18 protein-coding genes are annotated in these 20,243 nt (G+C 43.8%); 2 read left to right on the forward strand and 16 right to left on the reverse strand.

Annotated elements, in window-relative coordinates:
- Positions 1 to 12: 12 nt before the first annotated feature.
- The 4 genes from ftsX to map all read right to left on the reverse strand — a co-directional run bounded on the left by ftsX (position 13) and on the right by map (position 4,426).
- Positions 13 to 936 (reverse strand): permease-like cell division protein FtsX, encoded by a 924-nt coding sequence (gene ftsX, locus HXT37_RS05520; protein ID WP_076002972.1) that lies wholly within the window; start codon positions 934 to 936, stop codon positions 13 to 15.
- Positions 936 to 2,372, reverse strand: coding sequence for a cell division ATP-binding protein FtsE (ftsE, locus tag HXT37_RS05525; RefSeq protein ID WP_421779403.1), 1,437 nt, complete (start codon positions 2,370 to 2,372; stop codon positions 936 to 938). The genes ftsX and ftsE overlap by 1 nt, the downstream gene beginning before the upstream one ends.
- A 63-nt stretch (positions 2,373 to 2,435) precedes the next feature.
- Positions 2,436 to 3,572 carry a peptide chain release factor 2 gene (prfB, locus tag HXT37_RS05530; protein WP_116773688.1) on the reverse strand — a complete coding sequence of 379 codons (1,137 nt, stop codon included), beginning with the start codon at positions 3,570 to 3,572 and terminating at the stop codon, positions 2,436 to 2,438.
- 80 nt (positions 3,573 to 3,652) lie between these two features.
- Positions 3,653 to 4,426, reverse strand: coding sequence for a type I methionyl aminopeptidase (gene map / locus HXT37_RS05535; RefSeq protein WP_116773687.1), 774 nt, complete (start codon positions 4,424 to 4,426; stop codon positions 3,653 to 3,655).
- 102 nt (positions 4,427 to 4,528) lie between these two features.
- Between map and HXT37_RS05540 the strand changes: the two genes are divergently transcribed.
- Positions 4,529 to 6,658: a M13 family metallopeptidase gene (locus HXT37_RS05540; RefSeq protein ID WP_421779406.1), complete on the forward strand. Its 2,130-nt coding sequence runs from the start codon at positions 4,529 to 4,531 to the stop codon at positions 6,656 to 6,658.
- A gap of 113 nt (positions 6,659 to 6,771) precedes the next feature.
- Here the strand turns inward: HXT37_RS05540 and HXT37_RS05545 are convergent, their stop codons facing one another.
- Genes HXT37_RS05545 through HXT37_RS05555 form a run of 3 tightly spaced genes read right to left on the reverse strand, consistent with a single transcriptional unit; the run spans position 6,772 to position 7,897 of the window.
- Entirely contained in the window at positions 6,772 to 7,032 is a 261-nt protein-coding gene (locus HXT37_RS05545; RefSeq protein ID WP_240318922.1) for a hypothetical protein, read from the reverse strand.
- Positions 7,011 to 7,430, reverse strand: coding sequence for a hypothetical protein (locus HXT37_RS05550; protein WP_240318921.1), 420 nt, complete (start codon positions 7,428 to 7,430; stop codon positions 7,011 to 7,013). The genes HXT37_RS05545 and HXT37_RS05550 overlap by 22 nt, the downstream gene beginning before the upstream one ends.
- Positions 7,412 to 7,897 (reverse strand): hypothetical protein, encoded by a 486-nt coding sequence (locus HXT37_RS05555; RefSeq protein WP_421779408.1) that lies wholly within the window; start codon positions 7,895 to 7,897, stop codon positions 7,412 to 7,414. The genes HXT37_RS05550 and HXT37_RS05555 overlap by 19 nt, the downstream gene beginning before the upstream one ends.
- Before the next feature lie 315 nt (positions 7,898 to 8,212).
- Between HXT37_RS05555 and HXT37_RS05560 the strand changes: the two genes are divergently transcribed.
- Positions 8,213 to 8,698: a single-stranded DNA-binding protein gene (locus HXT37_RS05560; protein ID WP_103013824.1), complete on the forward strand. Its 486-nt coding sequence runs from the start codon at positions 8,213 to 8,215 to the stop codon at positions 8,696 to 8,698.
- 84 nt (positions 8,699 to 8,782) lie between these two features.
- Here the strand turns inward: HXT37_RS05560 and HXT37_RS05565 are convergent, their stop codons facing one another.
- The 9 genes from HXT37_RS05565 to prmC all read right to left on the reverse strand — a co-directional run bounded on the left by HXT37_RS05565 (position 8,783) and on the right by prmC (position 20,204).
- Complete coding sequence (locus HXT37_RS05565) at positions 8,783 to 9,328, reverse strand: hypothetical protein (protein WP_012914386.1); 546 nt, start codon at positions 9,326 to 9,328, stop codon at positions 8,783 to 8,785.
- 167 nt (positions 9,329 to 9,495) lie between these two features.
- Complete coding sequence (locus HXT37_RS05570) at positions 9,496 to 10,458, reverse strand: DUF6591 domain-containing protein (protein ID WP_102155679.1); 963 nt, start codon at positions 10,456 to 10,458, stop codon at positions 9,496 to 9,498.
- 685 nt (positions 10,459 to 11,143) lie between these two features.
- Positions 11,144 to 12,976 (reverse strand): proline--tRNA ligase, encoded by a 1,833-nt coding sequence (locus HXT37_RS05575; RefSeq protein ID WP_102703198.1) that lies wholly within the window; start codon positions 12,974 to 12,976, stop codon positions 11,144 to 11,146.
- A 162-nt stretch (positions 12,977 to 13,138) separates the two neighbouring features.
- Positions 13,139 to 14,596 (reverse strand): ATP-dependent DNA helicase, encoded by a 1,458-nt coding sequence (locus HXT37_RS05580; protein ID WP_102703199.1) that lies wholly within the window; start codon positions 14,594 to 14,596, stop codon positions 13,139 to 13,141.
- A gap of 57 nt (positions 14,597 to 14,653) precedes the next feature.
- Complete coding sequence (orn, locus tag HXT37_RS05585) at positions 14,654 to 15,361, reverse strand: oligoribonuclease (RefSeq protein WP_004107431.1); 708 nt, start codon at positions 15,359 to 15,361, stop codon at positions 14,654 to 14,656.
- Between the two features lie 154 nt (positions 15,362 to 15,515).
- Positions 15,516 to 17,060 (reverse strand): IMP dehydrogenase, encoded by a 1,545-nt coding sequence (guaB, locus tag HXT37_RS05590; RefSeq protein WP_421779411.1) that lies wholly within the window; start codon positions 17,058 to 17,060, stop codon positions 15,516 to 15,518.
- A 236-nt stretch (positions 17,061 to 17,296) separates the two neighbouring features.
- Positions 17,297 to 18,400 carry an MraY family glycosyltransferase gene (locus HXT37_RS05595; RefSeq protein ID WP_004108465.1) on the reverse strand — a complete coding sequence of 368 codons (1,104 nt, stop codon included), beginning with the start codon at positions 18,398 to 18,400 and terminating at the stop codon, positions 17,297 to 17,299.
- Positions 18,401 to 18,528: 128 nt separating this feature from the next.
- Positions 18,529 to 19,200 carry an L-threonylcarbamoyladenylate synthase gene (locus HXT37_RS05600; protein ID WP_102155671.1) on the reverse strand — a complete coding sequence of 224 codons (672 nt, stop codon included), beginning with the start codon at positions 19,198 to 19,200 and terminating at the stop codon, positions 18,529 to 18,531.
- A gap of 89 nt (positions 19,201 to 19,289) precedes the next feature.
- Positions 19,290 to 20,204, reverse strand: coding sequence for a peptide chain release factor N(5)-glutamine methyltransferase (prmC, locus tag HXT37_RS05605; RefSeq protein WP_102703200.1), 915 nt, complete (start codon positions 20,202 to 20,204; stop codon positions 19,290 to 19,292).
- Positions 20,205 to 20,243 lie beyond the last annotated feature (39 nt).

Genomic DNA, 20,243 nt, shown 5'->3' on the forward strand with positions numbered 1-20,243 from the left:
TTATTTTGCATTTTAAGCTTTTAAGTATCGCCTCAAAGCAATAGCAGAAGCAACTATAGATAACACTACTGCACCAGCTACAAGTATTGGAACGCATAGCCACACAGTTGTTTGAGTAACAAATGGCATCCAACGCACATTCTGCGCAAGCCAATCAGTTACAAAAACTTTAACTACTAAACTTAGCGCAGCACCAGCAAGTAAAGAACCCACAAACGACGCGAACGCTCCTTCAAGAAGAAACGGCATACGAATAGTCCAGTTAGAGGCACCAACTAAGCGCATAATTTCGGTTTCTTGACGACGGCTAGCAGCAGACATTCGAATCGTAGTGCCAGTAAGCATAATCGCTACAACAACCATAACTGCTGCAAGCACAATTGTCACAACAGTAGCGCGATTAAGCACACTGAAAACAGGATCAAAAATCTGACGCTGATCAACAACTTCTTCCACACCATCGCGTCCAGAAAGAACTTCTGAGACAACCTGATATTTCATAGGATTAGTAAGCTTCAAGCGCAACGAATCTTGCATGTCTGCCGCAGTTAAAGTACGTCCTTGATACATTCCGTTAGGATATTGCTTTAAGAATGTGTTTTTATAAAATTCATTGCGGCTAACATAAGTGATATTTGAAACATCATCGCCTAATTCTTGGTGAATAATATGCTCCAATTTTACAATTTCGGCATTAGTAGGTGCTTTTCCAGAAGCACAAGAAGGAGATTGGCTAGTTCCATCCGGGCACAGCCAGGCAACCACTTCTACTTTGTCATACCAGTCACCTTTTGCCTTGGTAATCTGCGCTTGCATAAGCACTGAAACACCAATAAAAAGGAAAGAGATGAACGTTACAAGCATAACCGAAAGAATCATCGAAACATTACGACGCAAACTAATGCAAGTTTCGGAAAAAATAAATCGTAAACGCATTACTCTGCTCCTTCAGTTTTATTAATGTCATTATTGCTATCGTCAACACTAATGTTCTCATTATTAGTATTTTCAGCTGCAACAGGTGGCTTAGGCGGAGCTGGAGGCATAGGAGGAAGCTGAGATTTACGCTCAGATTCAGCATCGGATTGTAACTTACTTTCTGCTTCTGACTGCAACTCATCGCCGGTTTCGGATTGTGATTCTTCGCTCACTTCAGAGTTTTCAGTAGTTTCGTGAGATTCGTGAGATTCATTAGTTTCTGCAGTTTCGTGATTATCAGCAGTCTCAGTAGTCTCAGTAGTATTAGCAGTTTCTGCAGTTTCAGAATTTCCGGCAACTTCAGAGGATTCTTTATTATCTTCCGAAATCTCAACTTCTGAATCATTCTCTTCAACATCTTCATTATCGTTTGAAGAAATCAATCCTCGTCCCCAAGTCATCGTTGTTTCCAAAGACTGGAACACTTCGCCGTAACGACCAGTTCTGCCAGAATGAACAGACTGAGCCAAACGTGCGATTCCTTCATTTTCTGAAGTGTCACTCTTCAACGATTGCGTTACCATGTCAACAACTTCACGCGCCTGAGCAGCACGTTGAGCTTTTTTAGAAAGCCTCTTATGACGTTCAGTATGCTCAGATTGAGCAATTGGCTTTTGAGCATCGCGATCTGATTGATCTTGAGAATTTTCAACAGTTTGTTGTGCTTTAGAATTATGCTCAACTTCACTATCTGGGAAATACAATGCAGAATCATATGATCCTTCACGCTCATCACGCACAATTTTTCCAGCATGAAGCTCCACAACTCGCTTACGCATTGAGTTCACAATTTCCTCATTATGCGTAGCCATAACAATCGTTGTGCCAGTTCGGTTAATAGCATCCAAAACTTCCATAATTCCAAGAGAAGTAGTTGGATCCAAATTACCAGTAGGCTCATCTGCAAGAATAATTTGAGGGTGATTGACGTATGCGCGAGCAATTGCAACTCGCTGCGCCTCACCGCCAGAAAGCTCGTGTGGGTAATTATTTTCTTTACCAGTCAAACCAACCGTTTCAAGAACACGAGGAACAAGTGAACGAATCGTAGACCGACTCGTGCCAATCACTTCCAAAGCAAAAGCAACATTTTGGTAAACTGTTTTATTATTAAGCAGCTTATAATCCTGGAAAATAAAGCCAAGAGATCTACGATACTGCGGCACTTGTCGGTTAGAAAGTCTGCGCAAATCGTTACCAGCTACGTGAATTTCCCCACCATTTGCTTCTTCTTCACGAAGCAGCAAACTAAGCAATGTAGTTTTACCAGAACCGGAAGCGCCAACAAGAAACACAAAATCTCCGCGATCTACATGCAAAGACACATCGTCTAATGCAGGACGTGTACCTCGAGGATATATTTTTGACACATGATCTAATGAAATCAGCGACATTGTTTCAATTCCTTCCGAAGATTATGTGTAATTGTTGGTTTTTAGTTCTAGCTTTAGTTTTATTTAAGATTCTGCTTCAGCTTCTTTTTGAGCTGCAACTCGCTGCTCGTGACGCCAACGAATGCCAGCTTCAATAAAACCGTCAATATCGCCGTCAAAAACAGCTTGAGTTTGTGAAGTTTCGTAACCAGTGCGCAAATCCTTCACCATCTGATAAGGGTGAAGCACGTAAGAGCGCATTTGATCTCCCCAACTTGCCTTAATATCTCCAGCAAGTTCCTTCTTTTTTGCAGCTTCCTCAGCATGCTTAAGCACAAGCAAACGCGATTGCAAAACTGCCATTGCAGCGGCGCGGTTCTGAATCTGACTTCGCTCATCTTGCATAGAAACAACCAAGCCGGTTGGCAAATGCGTAATACGAACAGCAGAATACGTAGTGTTCACGCCCTGACCTCCTGGCCCTGAAGCCTGGAAAGTATCCACGCGAATATCCGAATCTGGAATATCAATATGATCTGTAGCTTCAACCAAAGGGATTACTTCCACTGCGCTAAAGCCAGTCTGTCGACGGCCTTGATTATCGAATGGCGAAATACGAACCATTCTGTGAGTACCGCCTTCTACAGAAAGACGACCATACGCGTACGGGGCATCCACTTGGAAAGTAGCGGATTTAATACCAGCTTCTTCCGCATAAGACGTGTCCATCATCTTAGTTTTGTAACCGTTTCGCTCAGCCCAGCGCAAGTACATACGAAGAAGCATTTGAGCAAAATCAGCAGCATCCACGCCGCCCGCACCAGAGCGAATCGTAACAACTGCAGAACGAGCATCATATTCGCCGTCAAGAAGAGTCTGAACCTCCATATCGTCCAACTCGTGAGCAATATTTCCAAGCTCTTCTTGAGCCTCGCTCATAGAATCAGCATCGCCTTCTTCTTGGCCAAGCTCAATTAAAGTCTTAGTATCTTCAATGCGCTGATCTACAGCTTGCAAACGCTTCAACTGAGACTGAGCCGCGGAAAGCTTACTCGTAACCTGCTGAGCATGCTCAGAATCATCCCAAAGTCCAGGCTCTGCAGCCTGCTTTTCTAAATCAGCAATCGTAACTTTCAACGAATCAACGTCTAGTGCTTTAGAAATCGAAGAATACTTTGCTTCAACATCATTTAATGCTTGGGAAAAATCAAATTCCGCCATTTACTTAAAGTACCTCTTTACATACCTGTTTTACGCAATTACTACTCGCAAAATACTTACAAAATCAACTATTGATAAGTTTAGCGCACGGTCAAAATCTCAGGACCGTTTTCCGTAATTGCAATCGTGTGCTCGCTGTGAGCACCGCGAGAACCATCAGCAGAGCGAAGAGTCCAACCATCCTTAGGATCCTGGTAAATTTCGTCAGTAGTCTTTAAGAACCATGGCTCAATTGCAATAACTAAACCTGGGCGAAGCTTGTAGCCATGGTGAGCAGTGCCATCGTTAGGAACATGCGGATCGCCGTGCATAATATGACCGACTCCGTGACCGCCAAACTCAAGATTTACGCTATAACCATACTCGTGAGCAACGCAACCAACAGCTGCAGAAATATCGCCAAGACGGTTGCCAGGCTGAGCCATGTTAATGCCAGCCTCCAAAGCTTCCTCAGTGCACTTAATCAAGCGCAAATCCTCAGGATCTGCATGCTTTCCAACAACGAAACTAATAGCGGAATCTCCAACCCAGCCGTCTACGTTAATTGCCAAGTCAAGAGTTAATAAATCACCATCTTTAAGGTTGTAATCGTATGGAACTCCGTGAAGAACAGCATCGTTTACAGACGTGCAAATATAGTGCGCAAAAGGACCTGTACCAAAATCAGGAGCGTAATCAACATAGCAAGAAGACGCACCTTTGCGGCTCATAATACGCTGGCAAACGAAATCATCAATCTCAAGAAGATTCGTGCCAACTTTGGTCATTGCTTTCAAGTCTTTAAGAATACTACCGACGAAGCGACCTGCAGGCTTCATCGCTTCAATTTCAGATGGAGTTTTAAGTTCAATCATGCTTCAAGACTAACGCGCAGGCACGAAAATAGCGCAGAATATGGCGAAAATATTGCGAAAATACTAGCTAATGGTGTCGCTTAATACTTGTAAGCTAAATTCATGCTTAATAACAATGAAAATAATAAAGAATCACAGAAGGAAATTTCTGCTGTAGATTTTGACCCAGCCTCCTTCTCGTCGGTTATTCGTCCACAAGACGACTTGTTCCGTTACATAAACGGTCCTTGGATTGACACTTACACTCTTCCAGACGACCGCCCAATGTACGGTGCTTTCCACAAGCTTGCAGAAGATGCAGAGACGCAAATTCGAGATATTTTAGAAAGCGAAGATTGCTCAGCTAAAAAATCTCAAACTTTATACCGTAACTATTTGGATACTGCAGCTATTGAAAAAGCTGGAATTACGCCAATTAAAAGCGATTTAGACGCTGTGGATAAAGCTTGCAGCAAGGAAGATTTGGTTCGCACTCTCAGCACGCTTAACCCTTACGGCGGACCGGACGCAATGTTCTATTTTGGCGTTTACGGAGATCCTAAGGATCCTAAGACGAATATTATGCATATTGAGCAGTCGGGATTGGGCCTTCCAGACGAAGCATACTATCGCGAAGATAATTATGCTCCAATCCGTACTGAATACGTAAAAATGGTAGCTTCTTTGCTGCGATTGGCAGGTTACGGAGATAGCGCTACTACCCAAGCGCAAGCCGAGCGTTTTTTGAATGTTGAAACGCAGATTGCAAGCAAGCATTGGGATAACGTAGCAACTCGCGATTCTCAAAAAACTTATAATTCTTGCAATTATGCAGATTTGGCAAAAAAGCTTGAAGCACTTAATCTCGATGCCTTCTTAGATGCTGCACAAAAATCGTACGACACTTGCGAAGAAGCAAAGCATCAGCCAATCAATCTTCGTGAAGCTTTTAGCAAAGTAGTAGTTCACGAGCCAAGCTTTATAGAAGGATTGAATAAGATTTGGCAGGAAGCAGAATTAGAAGATTTAAAGCTTTGGGCACGCGTGCACGTGATTTTGCGCTGGGCAAGCTTACTTAGTGAAGATTTTGCACAAGCGCGATTCGACTTCTACGGCAAAGTGCTTTCTGGTGCCACAAAGCAGCGCGACCGCTGGAAGCGAGCAGTCGGAGTTGTTGACGATGCCTGCGGCGAGGAAGTTGGACGCGAATACGTGCGATTGCATTTCCCTGAGTCTTCTAAGGAATATATGCAAGGCTTAGTTGACAATCTTATTAACGCTTACCGCGAGTCGATTTCTCACAGCAGCTGGCTTGGTGAGGAAACTAAAGCGAAGGCTTTGGAAAAGATTAGTAAATTTGAGCCAAATATTGGTTACACAAACCATTGGGTTGACTACTCTGCGTTAAATATTAAGGAAGACGCTGGTTTAGTTGAAAATATGCGCGAAGTTTATCGATTTGGCTTCGGTAAGAATACTGCGAAAGCTGGAAAGCCCGTGGATCGCGAAGAATGGCAGATGACTCCGCAAACTGTGAACGCTTACTACGATCCATTGCTTAACGTAATCGTATTCCCTGCTGCAATTTTGCAACCACCATTCTTTAACCCGAGCGCTCCAGACGCAGCAAATTATGGCGCTATTGGTGCAGTGATTGGCCACGAAATCGGCCACGGTTTTGACGACCAAGGTTGCGAATACGACGGCGACGGCATGCTTAACAATTGGTGGACTGAAGAAGACAAAACCAACTTCACTGAGCGCACTAAGAAGCTTATTGAGCAATACAATGCTTTCACACCAACGCAGCTTATTGTTAAGTACTCTCACTTGAAGAGCAAAGAAGAGCGCAATGCGATGCCTCACGTAAACGGTGCTTTAACAATCGGCGAAAATATTGGCGATTTAAGCGGCGTGACTATTGCGCTTAAAGCATACGCTTTCGCTTTGCAAAAGAGTGAAGGGCATGAAATTGACGGAAGTGAAGATGCGATTCGCGAAACTTTGTTGAACGCTCCTGAAGTAGATGGTTTCACTGCTTTGCAGCGATTCTTCTTAAGCTACGCGTTAGTATGGCGTTCCAAGGCTCGTAATGAAATTGCGGAACAGCTGCTTCAAATCGACCCGCACTCCCCAGCCGAATGCCGCACTAACGGCATTGCTCGTAACGTAGACTTGTTCTACGATGCTTTCGACGTTAAAGAAGGCGACGAAATGTGGCTCGACCCTGCTGAGCGCGTACACATTTGGTAAGTTGCGAATAAATCGCAAATAAGTCGCTATAAGTCAAAAATAGAAGCCTGCAGACGCTTAATAAACGTTTGCAGGCTTATTATTTTCTATTTTTATTAATATTTTTAGTAATATTATTGTTTATCTTTTGAATTATCAGAAGATTTTTCACTTCCGCAAGTTTTGCTACGCGCAATATGCTTCACGTGCAAACTATTTTTAGAAATCATTCTTCGTCTTAAGAAAATCCAAGCTACCACTGCAATTGCGCACAAAACAAGCACGCTTAAAATCGCAGAAATAATCACAATAAATTTATACGTTGAAGCATTTTTCTTCATAGCTTTCGCTAACTTTTTATGATGCTTATGCTTCAAATGCTTCTTTTTAGCCAAAGCTTTTTTCTTCTTAGCTTCCTCGTCTTTACGCTTCTGCTCTTCCTTCTTCTTTCGCTCCTCTTCAGCACGCTTTTTTGCTCTTCGGGAGATTCTGGGCCAATCTTGCCATCCAGATAATCAATATCACCGTTATATTCCGACAGTGTCAACGCTCCAACAACACCATAAGGGCCGCCCGAAGCCTCTCCGTAACCGAAAGAAATATTGCTAGGATTCAAAATCTGATACAAATGACCATTATCTTCGTTAAAACTTCCGCCGGTTGCGCGCAAAGCCGACTCTTCATCTTGAATCCACAATTGCATAGAACCAGCAAGATCCACACCCCAACTTAAATTTTCACCCCACGCTTTTCGGCCAGTGTAATCAGGCTCGCTCACACCATCTGGGCCCAAATGGCCAAACTGCCCATGCTGGCGGTTTCTTGCGCGCGACGGAAAGCATCCTCTTCATTTGCAGAATCGTACTGAATATTATTAACATACGCTTCTTTAGTAAGACCGTAGCGGCTCACGTAATCTTGCAAAGGAACGCCATTAAAATACGTGCTGCGATCATCGTAAAGCCTAGATCTTGCATTTCGAATAGAAGAAAGAACGTAACGCGCTACATTACTTGACTGAATAAAAGATGCAGCAGAAGCAGAATTAGTTGTTTGAATTATTGGATTTTGATGATATTCGTGATGATATTCGCGATTATATGCCTGATGATACGCCTTAGAATGTTCTAAAGTAAAATCAGCAAAATTTTGCGATATTGCACACGCAGCTAGGCATACAGCCGAAATAACAAGGATACTAACCCAACTTATGCGCATATTAGATTTATGCTTTGCATATTGCTGATTATTTTCCACCATAAATATCTTCTTCACTGCATTCAATATTTTCAATACGTTTGCTCAATACTACCCTGCAATGAGGAATGATTACGTATGCACAGTTAATTGTTGAGCTTTTACTAAATATTTTGCTGTAGTCAAGAGATCAATTACATTGTGGATAAAACCTAGGTTTTAACCACAATAGAAAAGTTTGCTGGCAAAGTTGTTGCGCAAAGTTCATAGTTGTTATTACTGCGGCATTTCCTCGTGGCTGCGAAGCTCAGAGGCAATGATGGCTCTGTATTTCGGGGCTGAAATGGCTGCAGTCCATTTGTGAAAGGACTATGAAATATGGCACAACAACAGTCGACCGTGACTATTAGTGGATACGTAGGCGCTGAGCCTGTAAACTTTGGGCGAAGTGAAAATTCTCCGGCTTGTTCGCTACGAATCGCGAGCACGCAATCATATTACCGCAACGACGAACAGCAATGGCATGAGCGTCCAACTACTTGGATGACTGTGAAAGCGTATAGGACTTTGGCTTCAAACGTGCTAAAAAGCGTTCATAAAGGCGATGCAATCGTTGTATATGGCAATTTGAGTACAGAAAGCTGGACAAAAGATGGAAACGATTATAATCGCGTAATTTTGGAAGCTTCTGCTATTGGGCACGATTTAAATCGCGGAACTACGCAATTTACAAAGCGAAACGCTGATTCCGCTAAAAATGGGCAGACGAAAGACAGCAATCAGTCACAAAACGAAAAAATAGAACGTACTGACTCTCACTCAGACAGCACGGACGACGAATATGGAGGTGATGCTGATATCTAAAGAAAGTAAATAATACTTCACGCACCACGATAAACAATAATGCCGCCAAGAATAGTAGTATTCCTGGCGGCAAATTTCACAAATTTAATATCTATTTATAATTTTCTTTTTATCTATTTTATTTACAACAATATTAGCTATTGAACAAATGATAATTGCTATCGCAAGTATGACATAAAGATAGTAACTAATTCCATATGTGTAACTTTTCGAAGGAATAACACCACGACTTACCATATCATAATTCATAATAAGCGAAGCACCAAGCATAAGGAATGCAAAGACAATATTACCAATAGGCTTATTCAATAGAGTAAATAAGACAATAAAAAGTATAGAAACAGCCAGTATACTAATAAGAACTAAATCAATCATTACATCAGTGCGCGCAAAGATCATTTTTTTGGGATTATTCACTATATACAAATAAAACCGAAAATATTTTATCATAGACAAATCAATCATATCTCTATATTTCATATTCAATGCACCAATGGCAATTGCATCAGGATTACTAAGTATAAATTGTTTTTGCTCATTAGTAGAAGTTGCATACGGCAACCACAAACCTAATAAACCAATCAAGATAAAAATAAAATTAACAATTTGTGGAATTTTGAACTTTTTCATATATATCACTCCCTATTCAAAATTTTAATATTTATTTCTAATATGTAAGATTTCTCTATCTATACAAATTAAATTTATAGTTAAGAAATAGTAGAAACTAGAACACAGTGGTAACTAATTTCTACTATTTCTTATTACAAAACAGCAATGAGAAACACTGATACTATTTATGCTACTTCAGCTAGTTTCTTTGTGACTCTAGCTTGAACAGCAAGATAATATGACAACTCTGCATTGTTGAGATTATTGCTCTTCCAACTTTGGAATTTATCCGTCATATCAGCATATTTCTGCATATAATCTGCATATTCCGAGATAAGTTCAGCATCACTTGAATTAGCTTTATACTTTTTCATGAATTCAACATACTCATTCATAGTTGATTCATAGCTATCCATAGCTGCCTTAAAATCACTACGCAAACCATTAGCAGATTTAGCATCATTTTGCTGCGGTTTAGCAGACTTAGATTCTGCGCTATTTGATGAATCTTTTGAATTAGTTGACTTCTTATTATCATTACTACCAGAATTATTATCTGGAGCTGAAAGCATTATATTCATTACGCTATTCCCCTCATAGGATAGCGAAAGATCCCACCCTGCATCATTCTTAGCAGAATACCTGTTCTTTGAATTGTCGTATCCAACCTTGAAACCTCTATCAGCACAAGCCTTCACATAATTATTGTAATCTTCTCTACTTGTATTACCAACATACACATTCAGATTATCGTCACTGTCTGAAATGAAATTACCAATAGTAGACTTTGGAACAGGCAATTGACTAGCAGCTTTGCTAGAAGGCCATACAATAGACGACATTTCCATCGGCTTATTAAGATGAATACTCAATTCTTTACTTGACTCATAATAGGTCAAATCTAATTTATAACCTTTATTATTGTAGGCTTTATATCCTGAGGAATCAGATTCCGCATCAATTGTAAAACCCTTTTTCGTCTTACAATCTACAGTATAATCGTTATATTGTTTAGCAGAAATGTCTTTAATATCAACATCAAGCTCATCTGCAGAATTAATAATGACATCACCTTTATCAGAAGGAGGCTTGGGCAACTGAGCACTCAAAACCATCTCATCCCAATTAATAGTTTTATCTCTATGCATAGCAATATTAGCAATTGAAATGATAGCTGCAATTACAAGTAAATAAAACCACCATCTTCGATAAATCGGTTTTTTACGCTTCTGATAAGCTGCTACATTACCCGGATAAGCTGGAAATGCATAATTTTGCGTATAAGATGTAGGGGGGGGGTAGCAGAGTTCGTTTGTGCCGCAGTAGGAAGTAACTCTATTTTATGAGTTTCGAAATTCATTCCACATTGCTTGCATACTGTACCATAACATTCTGCACCACAATTACTGCATTTCATTATTTTCATCCTTTCAATCTGGGTATAACATTATAATATAACTACTTTCGTATGGAAAACTGATATAGCTACATTACTTCATCTTCAACAGTTTACATTCTATGCTTGTACAACTCTTATAACTGTAAAAAATAATGTAATCAAGCATACTAATACCGAACTCAATCATGAAGTTTTCCATACTTGCAGTATTTAAGAAAAATATAATGCGAAAAAAGTTTTTCTTAATTGTAATTCTTACAAAACTGGCACTTTCACAATATACAATGTAAGTTTTAGATACGCTCGCGGACACAATAACATAATCATATGAAAATCTACTTTTGTACATAAAACATATACAAAAAACGTGGGATATACAAAGATACACCCACGTTTTTCGTAAAAGCAGATAGCAAATTTTTTAAGACAATGAATTAAGCTAAGAGCTCACTGACGCGCTCAACGATTCGAGCAGCAGCCTCGTCAACTGGGACTGCTTCAACATTTGAGCCGTTACGATCGCGGATTTCAATCGTACCGTTGTTCACGGTATCGCGACCTGCTACAGCAATCAGCGGTACGCCAACAAGCTCAGCATCCTTAAACTTTACGCCTGGAGAAACCTTTGGACGGTCGTCAAAGATTACTTCGATTCCCTGCTTACTAAGCTCTTCAACAACCTTTTCAGCAGCGTCGAAAGCAACTTGATCTTTGCCTGTTGCAACAACATGAACTTGAGCTGGAGCAATTGCCATAGGCCATGCGAGACCAGCGTCGTCGTGATGTGTTTCTGCCAAGCATGCGATCACGCGGCTAACGCCAATACCGTAGCAACCCATCCAAACTGGCACAGCTTTACCATTTTCGTTAAGAACGCTTAAGCCCAAAGCCTTAGAATACTTTAAGCCAAGCTGGAACACTTGACCAATTTCCACACCGCGTTCGAAGCTCAACGGACCGGAACCATCTGGGCTCATATCACCATCGCGAACCTGGGCTGCTTCAACAACACCATCAGCTTCAAAATCGCGACCGTAAACAGCGTTGTAAACATGCTTTCCGTCTTCGTCAGCTCCTGTAATCCAGGCACTTCCCTTTGCAACGTGAGCATCCATCAAGTAGCGGACAGGATTTGCAATACCCCTACCCTCTTTGCGAGCTTGAGGACCTAATACGCTAAAACCAATGTAGCCCTTAACAAACTCAGGATGAGACTTCAAATCATCCTCAGTTGCTTCTTCGATTTCTGCAGGAGCAAACTGAGCTTCAAGACGCTTCATATCTACTTGGCGATCCCCTGGAATACCAATCGCCACGATTTCGCGCCATGGTTCCTCATGCTCGCCGCCTTCAGCATCAGCTGGGTGCTTAACAGCAATAATAAGGTTCTTCAAAGTGTCGGAAGCTTGCCATTCGCGACCATCTTTACGCGGATGCAAGTCGTTAGAAACCTTAACCAAAGCTTCAATCGTCTTAGCGTCTGGAGTTTCGAGAGATTGCGCTGCAGGAGTTGCTGAGTAATCAACATCTTGCATTTCTGGAGTGGTAAGAGCCTCAACATTCCAAGCTTTTCCTGAAGGTGCGAGCGCAAAAGTATCTTCACCAATTGGCATTGGAGCCAAGAATTCCTCGGAATCAGAACCACCCATTGGGCCGGAAACAGCGTGAACAATCACGTATTTAATGCCCAAACGGTCGAAAATACGAGCGTAAGCAGCGCGCTCCTCAACGTAAGCAGATTTCAAACCATCTTCGTCAATCGAGAACGAGTAACCATCCTGCATAATAAACTCGCGGCCGCGAATAAGACCAGCGCGCGGGCGAAATTCGTCGCGATACTTCGTTTGAATCTGGTACAAAGTAACAGGCAAATCCTTGTAAGAAGAATACATATCCTTAACAAGGAGCGTGAAAACTTCTTCGTGCGTTGGAGCAAGAAGATAGTCAGCCTCATGACGATCTTTAAGACGGAAGATATTGTCGCCATATTCTTCCCAACGGTTGGTAGCCTCGTAAGGCTCGCGCGGAAGAAGTGCCGGGAAGTGAACTTCCTGCGCACCGATACCGTTGATTTCGTCGCGAATAATCGCCTGAACCTTGTTCAAAACCTTAAGTCCTAGCGGAAGCCAAGTCCACACACCTGGTGCAGATTTACGAATATAGCCTGCGCGCTGCATAAGTTTTGCGGAAGTCACGTCCGCGTCTGCAGGATCCTCGCGCAGCGTACGAAGGAATAGCTGAGACATACGAAGTACATTGGAATTCATGCGTTCCAATCTATTTGCGCATGAGGACATAAACACTTGTTTACACGCATCAACAAAAGTAATACTCGATTAAATCATAACGTGCAAAAATATAACAAAGCGACCAAAACGACTCAGGTGTGAGTAGTTTATGCCGTGCACAAGGCAAAAGCTTATAGAATATTAAAACTCGTCGTCGAAAGAAAATTCGTCCGTAACGCCATCACCGGCATTTTCAAAAAGACTAAACTCCTGCTGATCCGCAAAATCACCATCTGCTTTTTTAGCAACAAACGCGGAAGCCCCATCGCTAGCAAGCAGCTCACTTGCGCACCTTGACGCCTCACGCAAAGATCCGTCTAGCAGTACAGCATCCGCCGAAACGCTAAACGCGCGATCGTTAATACCTTCCAAATAAAGACCGCCCAGATTTTCCACGCGAGAAAGCGCAACATATCCCATTCCAGGAGCGAAAGTTCTACGCAAATCCATTACCGCACTATCGAGAGTCATACCTTGCGACTTATGAATCGTAATTCCCCACGCGCAACGAAGCGGCACTTGATTTACGCTAGCAAGTACAGTCTCACCGTCCGTCATTTCCCACGCTGCAGGCTTAAGCGTCACAATATTGCCGTTTTCAAACTCAACAATCGGCCAGCCGCCTTTAGATTCAGGCGCAAAACGCAACACACGCCCAACAGAGCCATTTACGTACTGCTTTTCCTGATCGTTTCGCAACGCCATCACAGCAGCTCCGGCCTTCAAAACTAAACGCTCCGGAGCAAGCATATTCTTTTTTAAGCGATCAACAAGATTTTTAGGCCCGGCTTCCGTTGCAACGAATTCGTGAGGCTCAGCATTAATTTCCGCAAGCTGCATATTATTTAAGCCATCTGCTTGCGAGTTCGTTGGGAAAAGATGTACTGCAACTTCGTCATCTTGCGGATACTCACCAAGGCGGCTAGCAAGCACTTGCTTATCGTCGTCACTCACGAGACCGCTACGAATATCCGTCAAAACTTCTAGCAACTTGCCGTCGTCTTGACGATGTTGCTCAGTTAAGTAACACACAACAGGTTTCAAAGCGTCCCATGCAAACGATTCCGTAATATAGCCTTCCGGATTTTTTCCAGCTGCAGCATACTTTTCGCGCGACGAAATAAACTCCGGGCTCGGCTCGAACACATCACGATTTCGCATAGAAGTGCTAACAGGCGGCAATTGGAAGAAGTCGCCCGAAATAACTACTTGAAGCCCGCCGAAAGGAGCGGGATTTTTGCGCACCTTCCGGCAAACTTCATCAACCATGTCAAAAAGCCACGCGTGAATCATAGAAACTTCGTCCAACACGAGCACGTCCGTGGCTTTTATGCGCTTTCCTCGCCTAGCTCTAATTGTTTTAAGAAGCGTATCCGTAAGCGCGTTTGAAACTCCAACTCCACTCCACGAGTGAATGGTTTGACCGTTTAAGTGCGTTGCCGCAATACCGGTAGAGGCAGTTACAGCAACGCTTAAACCGTTCTTTCGCATTGCGCGAATAGCTTCGTTTAATACGTAGGTTTTACCTGCACCCGGAGCACCGGTAATGAACGCGCTCGCGCCAGCGTTGATTATGGTTAAGGCTTCGGATTGCTTCATTGGCAGTACCTTTTATTGCGTTTAGTAGTCGCGCTTTATTTAATAGTAGCGTTGTGTTTAGTAGTCGCGCTTTTCTGCGGAATTTACGTCTTCTAGCGCCTCTCCGCGACGCTCATAGTCACGAAGCAAGCTCGTGCTTTCAATGTGTTGCGCACCGGCTTTTGCTTGAGACTCGCTTGGGCCTGGAGCTGGAACGAACATCATATCGCGGTAGTAACGAAGCTCATCAATCGACTCAATAATATCCGCGAGCGCGCGGTGACCGCCGTGTTTTGCCGGCTTATTGCGGTAAACGTCCGGGTAAAGCCTGCGTGAAATTTCCTTCAACGTGCTTACGTCGATTACGCGATAGTGCAGATTTGCCATTAAATCTGGCATGTAACGGTCGAGGAATTTTTTGTCAGAACCAACTGAGTTTCCAGCAAGATGCGCTTTTCCGCGAGCTGGCAGGAAACGCTTTACGTACTCAACAACCTGCTTTTGCGCTTCTTCTAACGGCAAACCGTTCTTATTCCACTCGTCAACAAGCCCAGAAGAAGTGTGCATATTGCGTACAAAATCGTTCATGTGAGCCACAGCAGCATCGCTTGGCTTAATCACTAAATCAATGCCGTCGTCCAAAACTTTCAGATTAAAGTCGGTTGGAACTACAGATACTTCGCATAATTCGTCGTGGAAAATATCGAGTCCAGTCATCTCGCAATCAATCCAAATTAAGCGCGATTCTTCCGGCGTAAAAGTAAGATCTTCCTTAGCTTCAGCCATTTTCGTTCCTTTCCTAATATTTTTTCGAACCCACAAGCCTACATCTTCCCGCCGACGAGACGCGTATTAAAAACGACGAAAAGCAGACAAGTTATGAGTAACTTGCGTAACTTTTCGCCGTTTAGTGCAAAATTATTTGCGATTTATACGCGACTTAGTTGTGGAAACCGCTGTAGTTTGGTGCTTCTGCAGTCATCACAATATCGTGAGGATGAGATTCGCGAAGGCCAGCATCAGTAATGCGAATAAAGCGGCCGCGCTCTTGCATTTCCTTAATATTGTGCGCACCAACGTAGAACATTGACTGGTGTAAGCCGCCGAGAAGCTGGTAAAGCACAGCGTTAAGCGGACCGCGATATGGAACTTCGCCTTCAACGCCTTCTGGAACCACCTTGTCGGAGCTGGTAACGTCTGCCTGGAAGTAACGATCCTTCGAATAAGACTTCTTACCGCGAGGAGCCATTGCACCAAGCGAGCCCATGCCGCGGTAAAGCTTGTACTGCTTGCCGTGAAGAAGAACCTTCTCGCCTGGAGCTTCCTCACATCCAGCCAAAGTGCCGCCGAGCATAACAGTGTCCGCGCCTGCAACCAAAGCCTTAGCAATATCGCCGGAATAGTGAATACCACCGTCTGCAATGCATGGAATTCCAGCAGCCTTGCAAGCCTGAGCCGCATCGTAAACTGCGGTAAGCTGAGGCACGCCAACGCCTGCAACAACACGCGTAGTGCAAATAGAGCCTGGACCAACGCCAACCTTTACAGCGTCAACGCCAGCGTCAATCATAGCCTGTGCGCCTTGGCGAGTTGCAATATTTCCGCCAATAATTTGCACGCCGTCGAAAGCCTTATCTGCCTTAATGCGACGAATCATGTCGAGAGCCAAGCGAGCCTCGCCGTTTGCGGTATCGACCACAAGCACGTCAACTCCAGCTTCCATAAGAGCGCACGCACGCTGCCAAGCATCACCCAAGAAGCCAATGCCAGCAGCAACGCGCAAGCGACCCTGAGCATCCTTAGTAGCATCCGGATACTGTTCAGTCTTCACAAAGTCCTTAACAGTAATCAAGCCTGTAAGCTTACCTTCAGCATCAACCAAAGGCAACTTTTCAATCTTGTTATCCGCAAGCAAGCGGTGAGCATCTTCCTTAGAAATATTTGAAGGACCGGTGACGAGATTTTCGCGCGTCATCACGTCCTTAACTTTCAAGCGATCGTAGTCTTCGGAAGCAATGAAACGCATATCGCGGTTGGTAATAATACCAACTAAACGATTTTCGCTATCCACTACCGGAAGACCAGAAATATGGAAACGCCCGCACAATTTATCTAAATCGGCGAGCGTAGCATCTGGGTGAACAGTAAGCGGGTCGGTAATCATACCGGATTCACTGCGCTTAACAATATCAACCTGCGCAGCTTGATCATCAATAGAAAGATTGCGGTGAAGCACGCCAATACCACCGTTACGCGCCATGGCAATAGCCATATCAGACTCGGTAACAGTATCCATAGCTGCCGAAATAGTCGGTACTTTCATGGTAATTTCGCGAGTCAGACGAGTGGAAGTATCCACTTCGGACGGAATAACATCAGTTTCATTTGGAAGCAAAAGGACATCGTCATAAGCGAGACCGAGCTTCTCGAAAATTGGTGGAACAGGAGCATACACGGATTCCGTGTTCATATCAGTTGTAGCCATAGGGTTACTATACGTTTTTGCTATGACGTTTGCCGAAACGCACCCTCCAAACGCGGGCGCGACGACATGCTTGAGCGCAGCACAGCGCGCGCGAAAGCAATTCGGAGCGGAAACTCGCTCGCGTTGGAAGTCCAGTGGACTTCCAACGCGAGTTTCGTAGCGAGCGCTTATAGCGCGAGCGTACTCGCACGTTTTGAGCGCCACGCCACATTAAGAAAAACAAAATTAAGCAGTTGTTACGAATTGCGAAGTTCGGGCAGGCGACAACGCAAGTACGGCATCATTGTGAGCACAGTAAGTAGCGCAGCAGCAAGAATCATTCCAACAAGCACATACACAGCTTTAAAGAACAAAATCATAATAGAGCCAAACGCAATTAGCGCAGCCCATCCCCACAAAATCAGCACAGCACCCTGCACAGAATGCCCAATGCGCAGCATGCGATGATGCAAGTGCATGCGATCCGGATGCATTGGCGACTGCCCTTTAGCAACACGCCTAAAAATAGCCAAGCACATGTCAAGAACCGGCAAAAACAGCACAAGAATCGGCAACAAAATCGGCATAAATACAGGCAAATAAATACTCGTATGAACGGCGGAAGGATCCAAATGGCCGGTCATAATAATCGACGCGCAAGTAATTAAGTAGCCGATTAACATGGAGCCTGAGTCACCCATAAAAAGTTTTGCTGGATGCCAATTGTGCATAATAAATCCAACGCACATACCTACCATTGCAACGTCAATAAGAGTTGCCATTGAAGCGTAGGATGGCGACGTGCGCGCAAGCATGTATGAGTATGTTGCGAAGGCAATGCCGCCGATTGCAACGATTCCAGAAGCCAGTCCGTCCAGCCCATCTACAAAATTTACTGCATTAATTGAAGCAACGATTAGTATTGCAGTTATTGCGATTGACACGCTTGGAGATGCCGTTACGAGCGATCCTAGCGGCAAAGTTACGATTTGCAACCCTCCCCACGCTACAAAAACAGCTATAAGCAGCTGACCGGCAAGCTTTAGCATCCAATCTAGATCCCAAATGTCGTCGCATACCCCAAGCAGGCATATCATAACGGCTCCTGCTAGTACAACCCACGGTTGGTGCGTTCCTGCAAAAAGCCCGGAAATAAATGGCATAGAACTAGCGAAAGCCATCGCAACTGCGAAACCAAAAAGCATACCTACACCACCCATACGTGGCGTTGGAATAGTATGCACGTCGCGAGCGCGAACTTTGCCAACAGCACCCATACGAATTGCAAGGTGACGAACAAGAGGCATAATAAGCCACGTAGCACCGCCTGCAATTGCTGCAATAAACAGGTATACCCTCATAAATGCGTCCTTTGCTATGCGATTACTTCGTTGGGTTTAGCAGCGTTTGTTAAATTTTTCACTTGCTTATCTTGATTGTAGCGATTTGTTAGTACCAGAAATTTAGTACCAGAAATAAGTTAATAAACTTACTCACTTAACGCATTACGAATTTCACTCTCCGAAATCACACCTTCGCGCAAAATCACAATACCGTCTTTATCGCTTGAATCCGCGCCAACTACCGTGCTTGCCACGTGCGAGCAAGTCGGGCCTGCGTTCAAATACAGCGGAATTTCGTTGCCGAAAGCTGCAAATGCTTCTTCTACACTGTCTGCACTTTCGTTACCGCTGCGATTCGCGCTAGAAGCAGCCAGTGGACCGGTGACTCGCAAAATTTGCATTAATTCAGGGCAATCCGGCACGCGCACGCCTTGAGTTGCTTGAGTTTTCGCATCGTTTTGAGCATCAGTTTCATTCGTTTTGCACAGCGTTGCAAGATTTGAAGCAACTGAATCCTTCTTCGCACGCGCAATCGGAGAATATCCGCCCGGAAGGAACTTTTTGCCTAGAATATCCAGCGGAGAAGGCAAATAAAGCCCAAGTTTTTCTAAATCTTCCACTCCACTCATTAAAATTTGCAGCGCCTTTGTGCGCGGTCTGCGCTTAAGCTCGTAAATTTTTGCAACAGCAGCTTCATTGAATGGATCGCAAGCAACGCCGTACACGGTGTCAGTCGGCACTACGATTACGCCGCCTTCGTTAATAATTTGCGCTGCCATTTGCAGGGATTCTTCGTTGATATTGCAAATTTTGCTCATTTTTGCCTCTTTTATTGCTTATTTTGCTTATTTTGCTTATTTTGCTTATTTTATTCTGTTTGAGTCAAGTTTTATTTTTGATTAAAATTTTACTTTTCCGCAAAAGTGTACCGCGGTCTGCCAGTTAAGTCGTTTCCAACGCGCGCACGCGAAAAACCTACGCTTTCCGCATACTTTTTAAGCGCATCCCCTTGCGAAATATCGTGTTCCATAACCATCGCTCCCCCAGACTTAAGCAGCGCAAAAGCCGCACGCATAATCTGCTCCGGAATAAGCAAGCCGTCCGCAGAACCGCCATAAAGCGCAAGCGGAGGATCATACTCTCGCACTTCAACCTGTTCTGGCACTTGACTTTCCGGCACGTAAGGCGGATTCGTTATTACTAAATCTACTTTGCCACAAATTGCGTGAAGTTCCGGCGTGCAATCCGAAATATGCGATTTGGTTGCGTCTGCAAGCACGGCATGATAGCGACTGAAAATCTGAATATTTTCCCACTTTTTTGCAGCTTCTTCGAAATTTTTTTGCAAATATTGGAAAGCTTCAGGAGATTTTTCTACAGCCCATACTTGCGCGTCTGCAACTTCCGCCGCAATCGACAATCCAATTGCGCCCGATCCGGCGCATAAATCGACTACCGTCGGCTTGCTAATACCAGACTCTCTAAGCCAATCCAATCCAGCTTCAACAACAATTTCCGTTTCCGGCCGCGGCACAAAAACGCCCTTACCAACTTGCAAATCCAAGTAGCGAAAAGGCGCGCGACCAACAATATGCTGCAACGGCTCACGAGAAGCACGCCTAGATACAAAATCGCTATATTTACTAGCATAATCTTGCGAAAAATCGGTTAAATCGCCAAGTATTAGCGCCTTGTTCAGCTCAGCTAAGCTTACGCCGCAAGCATGAGCCAGCAGCAAGCGTGCATCATATTCTGCTGACTCCACGCCTGCAGAATCAAGCTTTTTAACAGCATCGCGCAAAACTCGCAAAAGTTCTTGCATTTTAAGAATTGCTTGGTTATTTCAGTAATTTTACTTGAC

Origin of the sequence: Gardnerella sp. DNF01151, from assembly GCF_049244235.1 — a bacterium.
GTDB classification, from domain to species: domain Bacteria; phylum Actinomycetota; class Actinomycetes; order Actinomycetales; family Bifidobacteriaceae; genus Bifidobacterium; species Bifidobacterium swidsinskii.

Coding starts and splice junctions, on each gene's coding strand:
- HXT37_RS05565 (WP_012914386.1), bottom strand. CDS start 9,328: ATGAAAAAGTTCAAAATTCCACAAATTGTTAATTTTATTTTTATCTTG.
- HXT37_RS05540 (WP_421779406.1), top strand. CDS start 4,529: ATGCTTAATAACAATGAAAATAATAAAGAATCACAGAAGGAAATTTCT.
- map (WP_116773687.1), bottom strand. CDS start 4,426: ATGATTGAACTTAAAACTCCATCTGAAATTGAAGCGATGAAGCCTGCA.
- HXT37_RS05570 (WP_102155679.1), bottom strand. CDS start 10,458: ATGCATAGAGATAAAACTATTAATTGGGATGAGATGGTTTTGAGTGCT.
- prmC (WP_102703200.1), bottom strand. CDS start 20,204: ATGCAAGAACTTTTGCGAGTTTTGCGCGATGCTGTTAAAAAGCTTGAT.
- ftsE (WP_421779403.1), bottom strand. CDS start 2,372: ATGTCGCTGATTTCATTAGATCATGTGTCAAAAATATATCCTCGAGGT.
- prfB (WP_116773688.1), bottom strand. CDS start 3,572: ATGGCGGAATTTGATTTTTCCCAAGCATTAAATGATGTTGAAGCAAAG.
- HXT37_RS05595 (WP_004108465.1), bottom strand. CDS start 18,400: ATGAGGGTATACCTGTTTATTGCAGCAATTGCAGGCGGTGCTACGTGG.
- orn (WP_004107431.1), bottom strand. CDS start 15,361: ATGGCTGAAGCTAAGGAAGATCTTACTTTTACGCCGGAAGAATCGCGC.
- HXT37_RS05600 (WP_102155671.1), bottom strand. CDS start 19,200: ATGAGCAAAATTTGCAATATCAACGAAGAATCCCTGCAAATGGCAGCG.
- HXT37_RS05560 (WP_103013824.1), top strand. CDS start 8,213: ATGGCACAACAACAGTCGACCGTGACTATTAGTGGATACGTAGGCGCT.
- HXT37_RS05575 (WP_102703198.1), bottom strand. CDS start 12,976: ATGAATTCCAATGTACTTCGTATGTCTCAGCTATTCCTTCGTACGCTG.
- guaB (WP_421779411.1), bottom strand. CDS start 17,060: ATGGCTACAACTGATATGAACACGGAATCCGTGTATGCTCCTGTTCCA.
- HXT37_RS05580 (WP_102703199.1), bottom strand. CDS start 14,596: ATGAAGCAATCCGAAGCCTTAACCATAATCAACGCTGGCGCGAGCGCG.
- ftsX (WP_076002972.1), bottom strand. CDS start 936: ATGCGTTTACGATTTATTTTTTCCGAAACTTGCATTAGTTTGCGTCGT.
- HXT37_RS05555 (WP_421779408.1), bottom strand. CDS start 7,897: ATGGTGGAAAATAATCAGCAATATGCAAAGCATAAATCTAATATGCGC.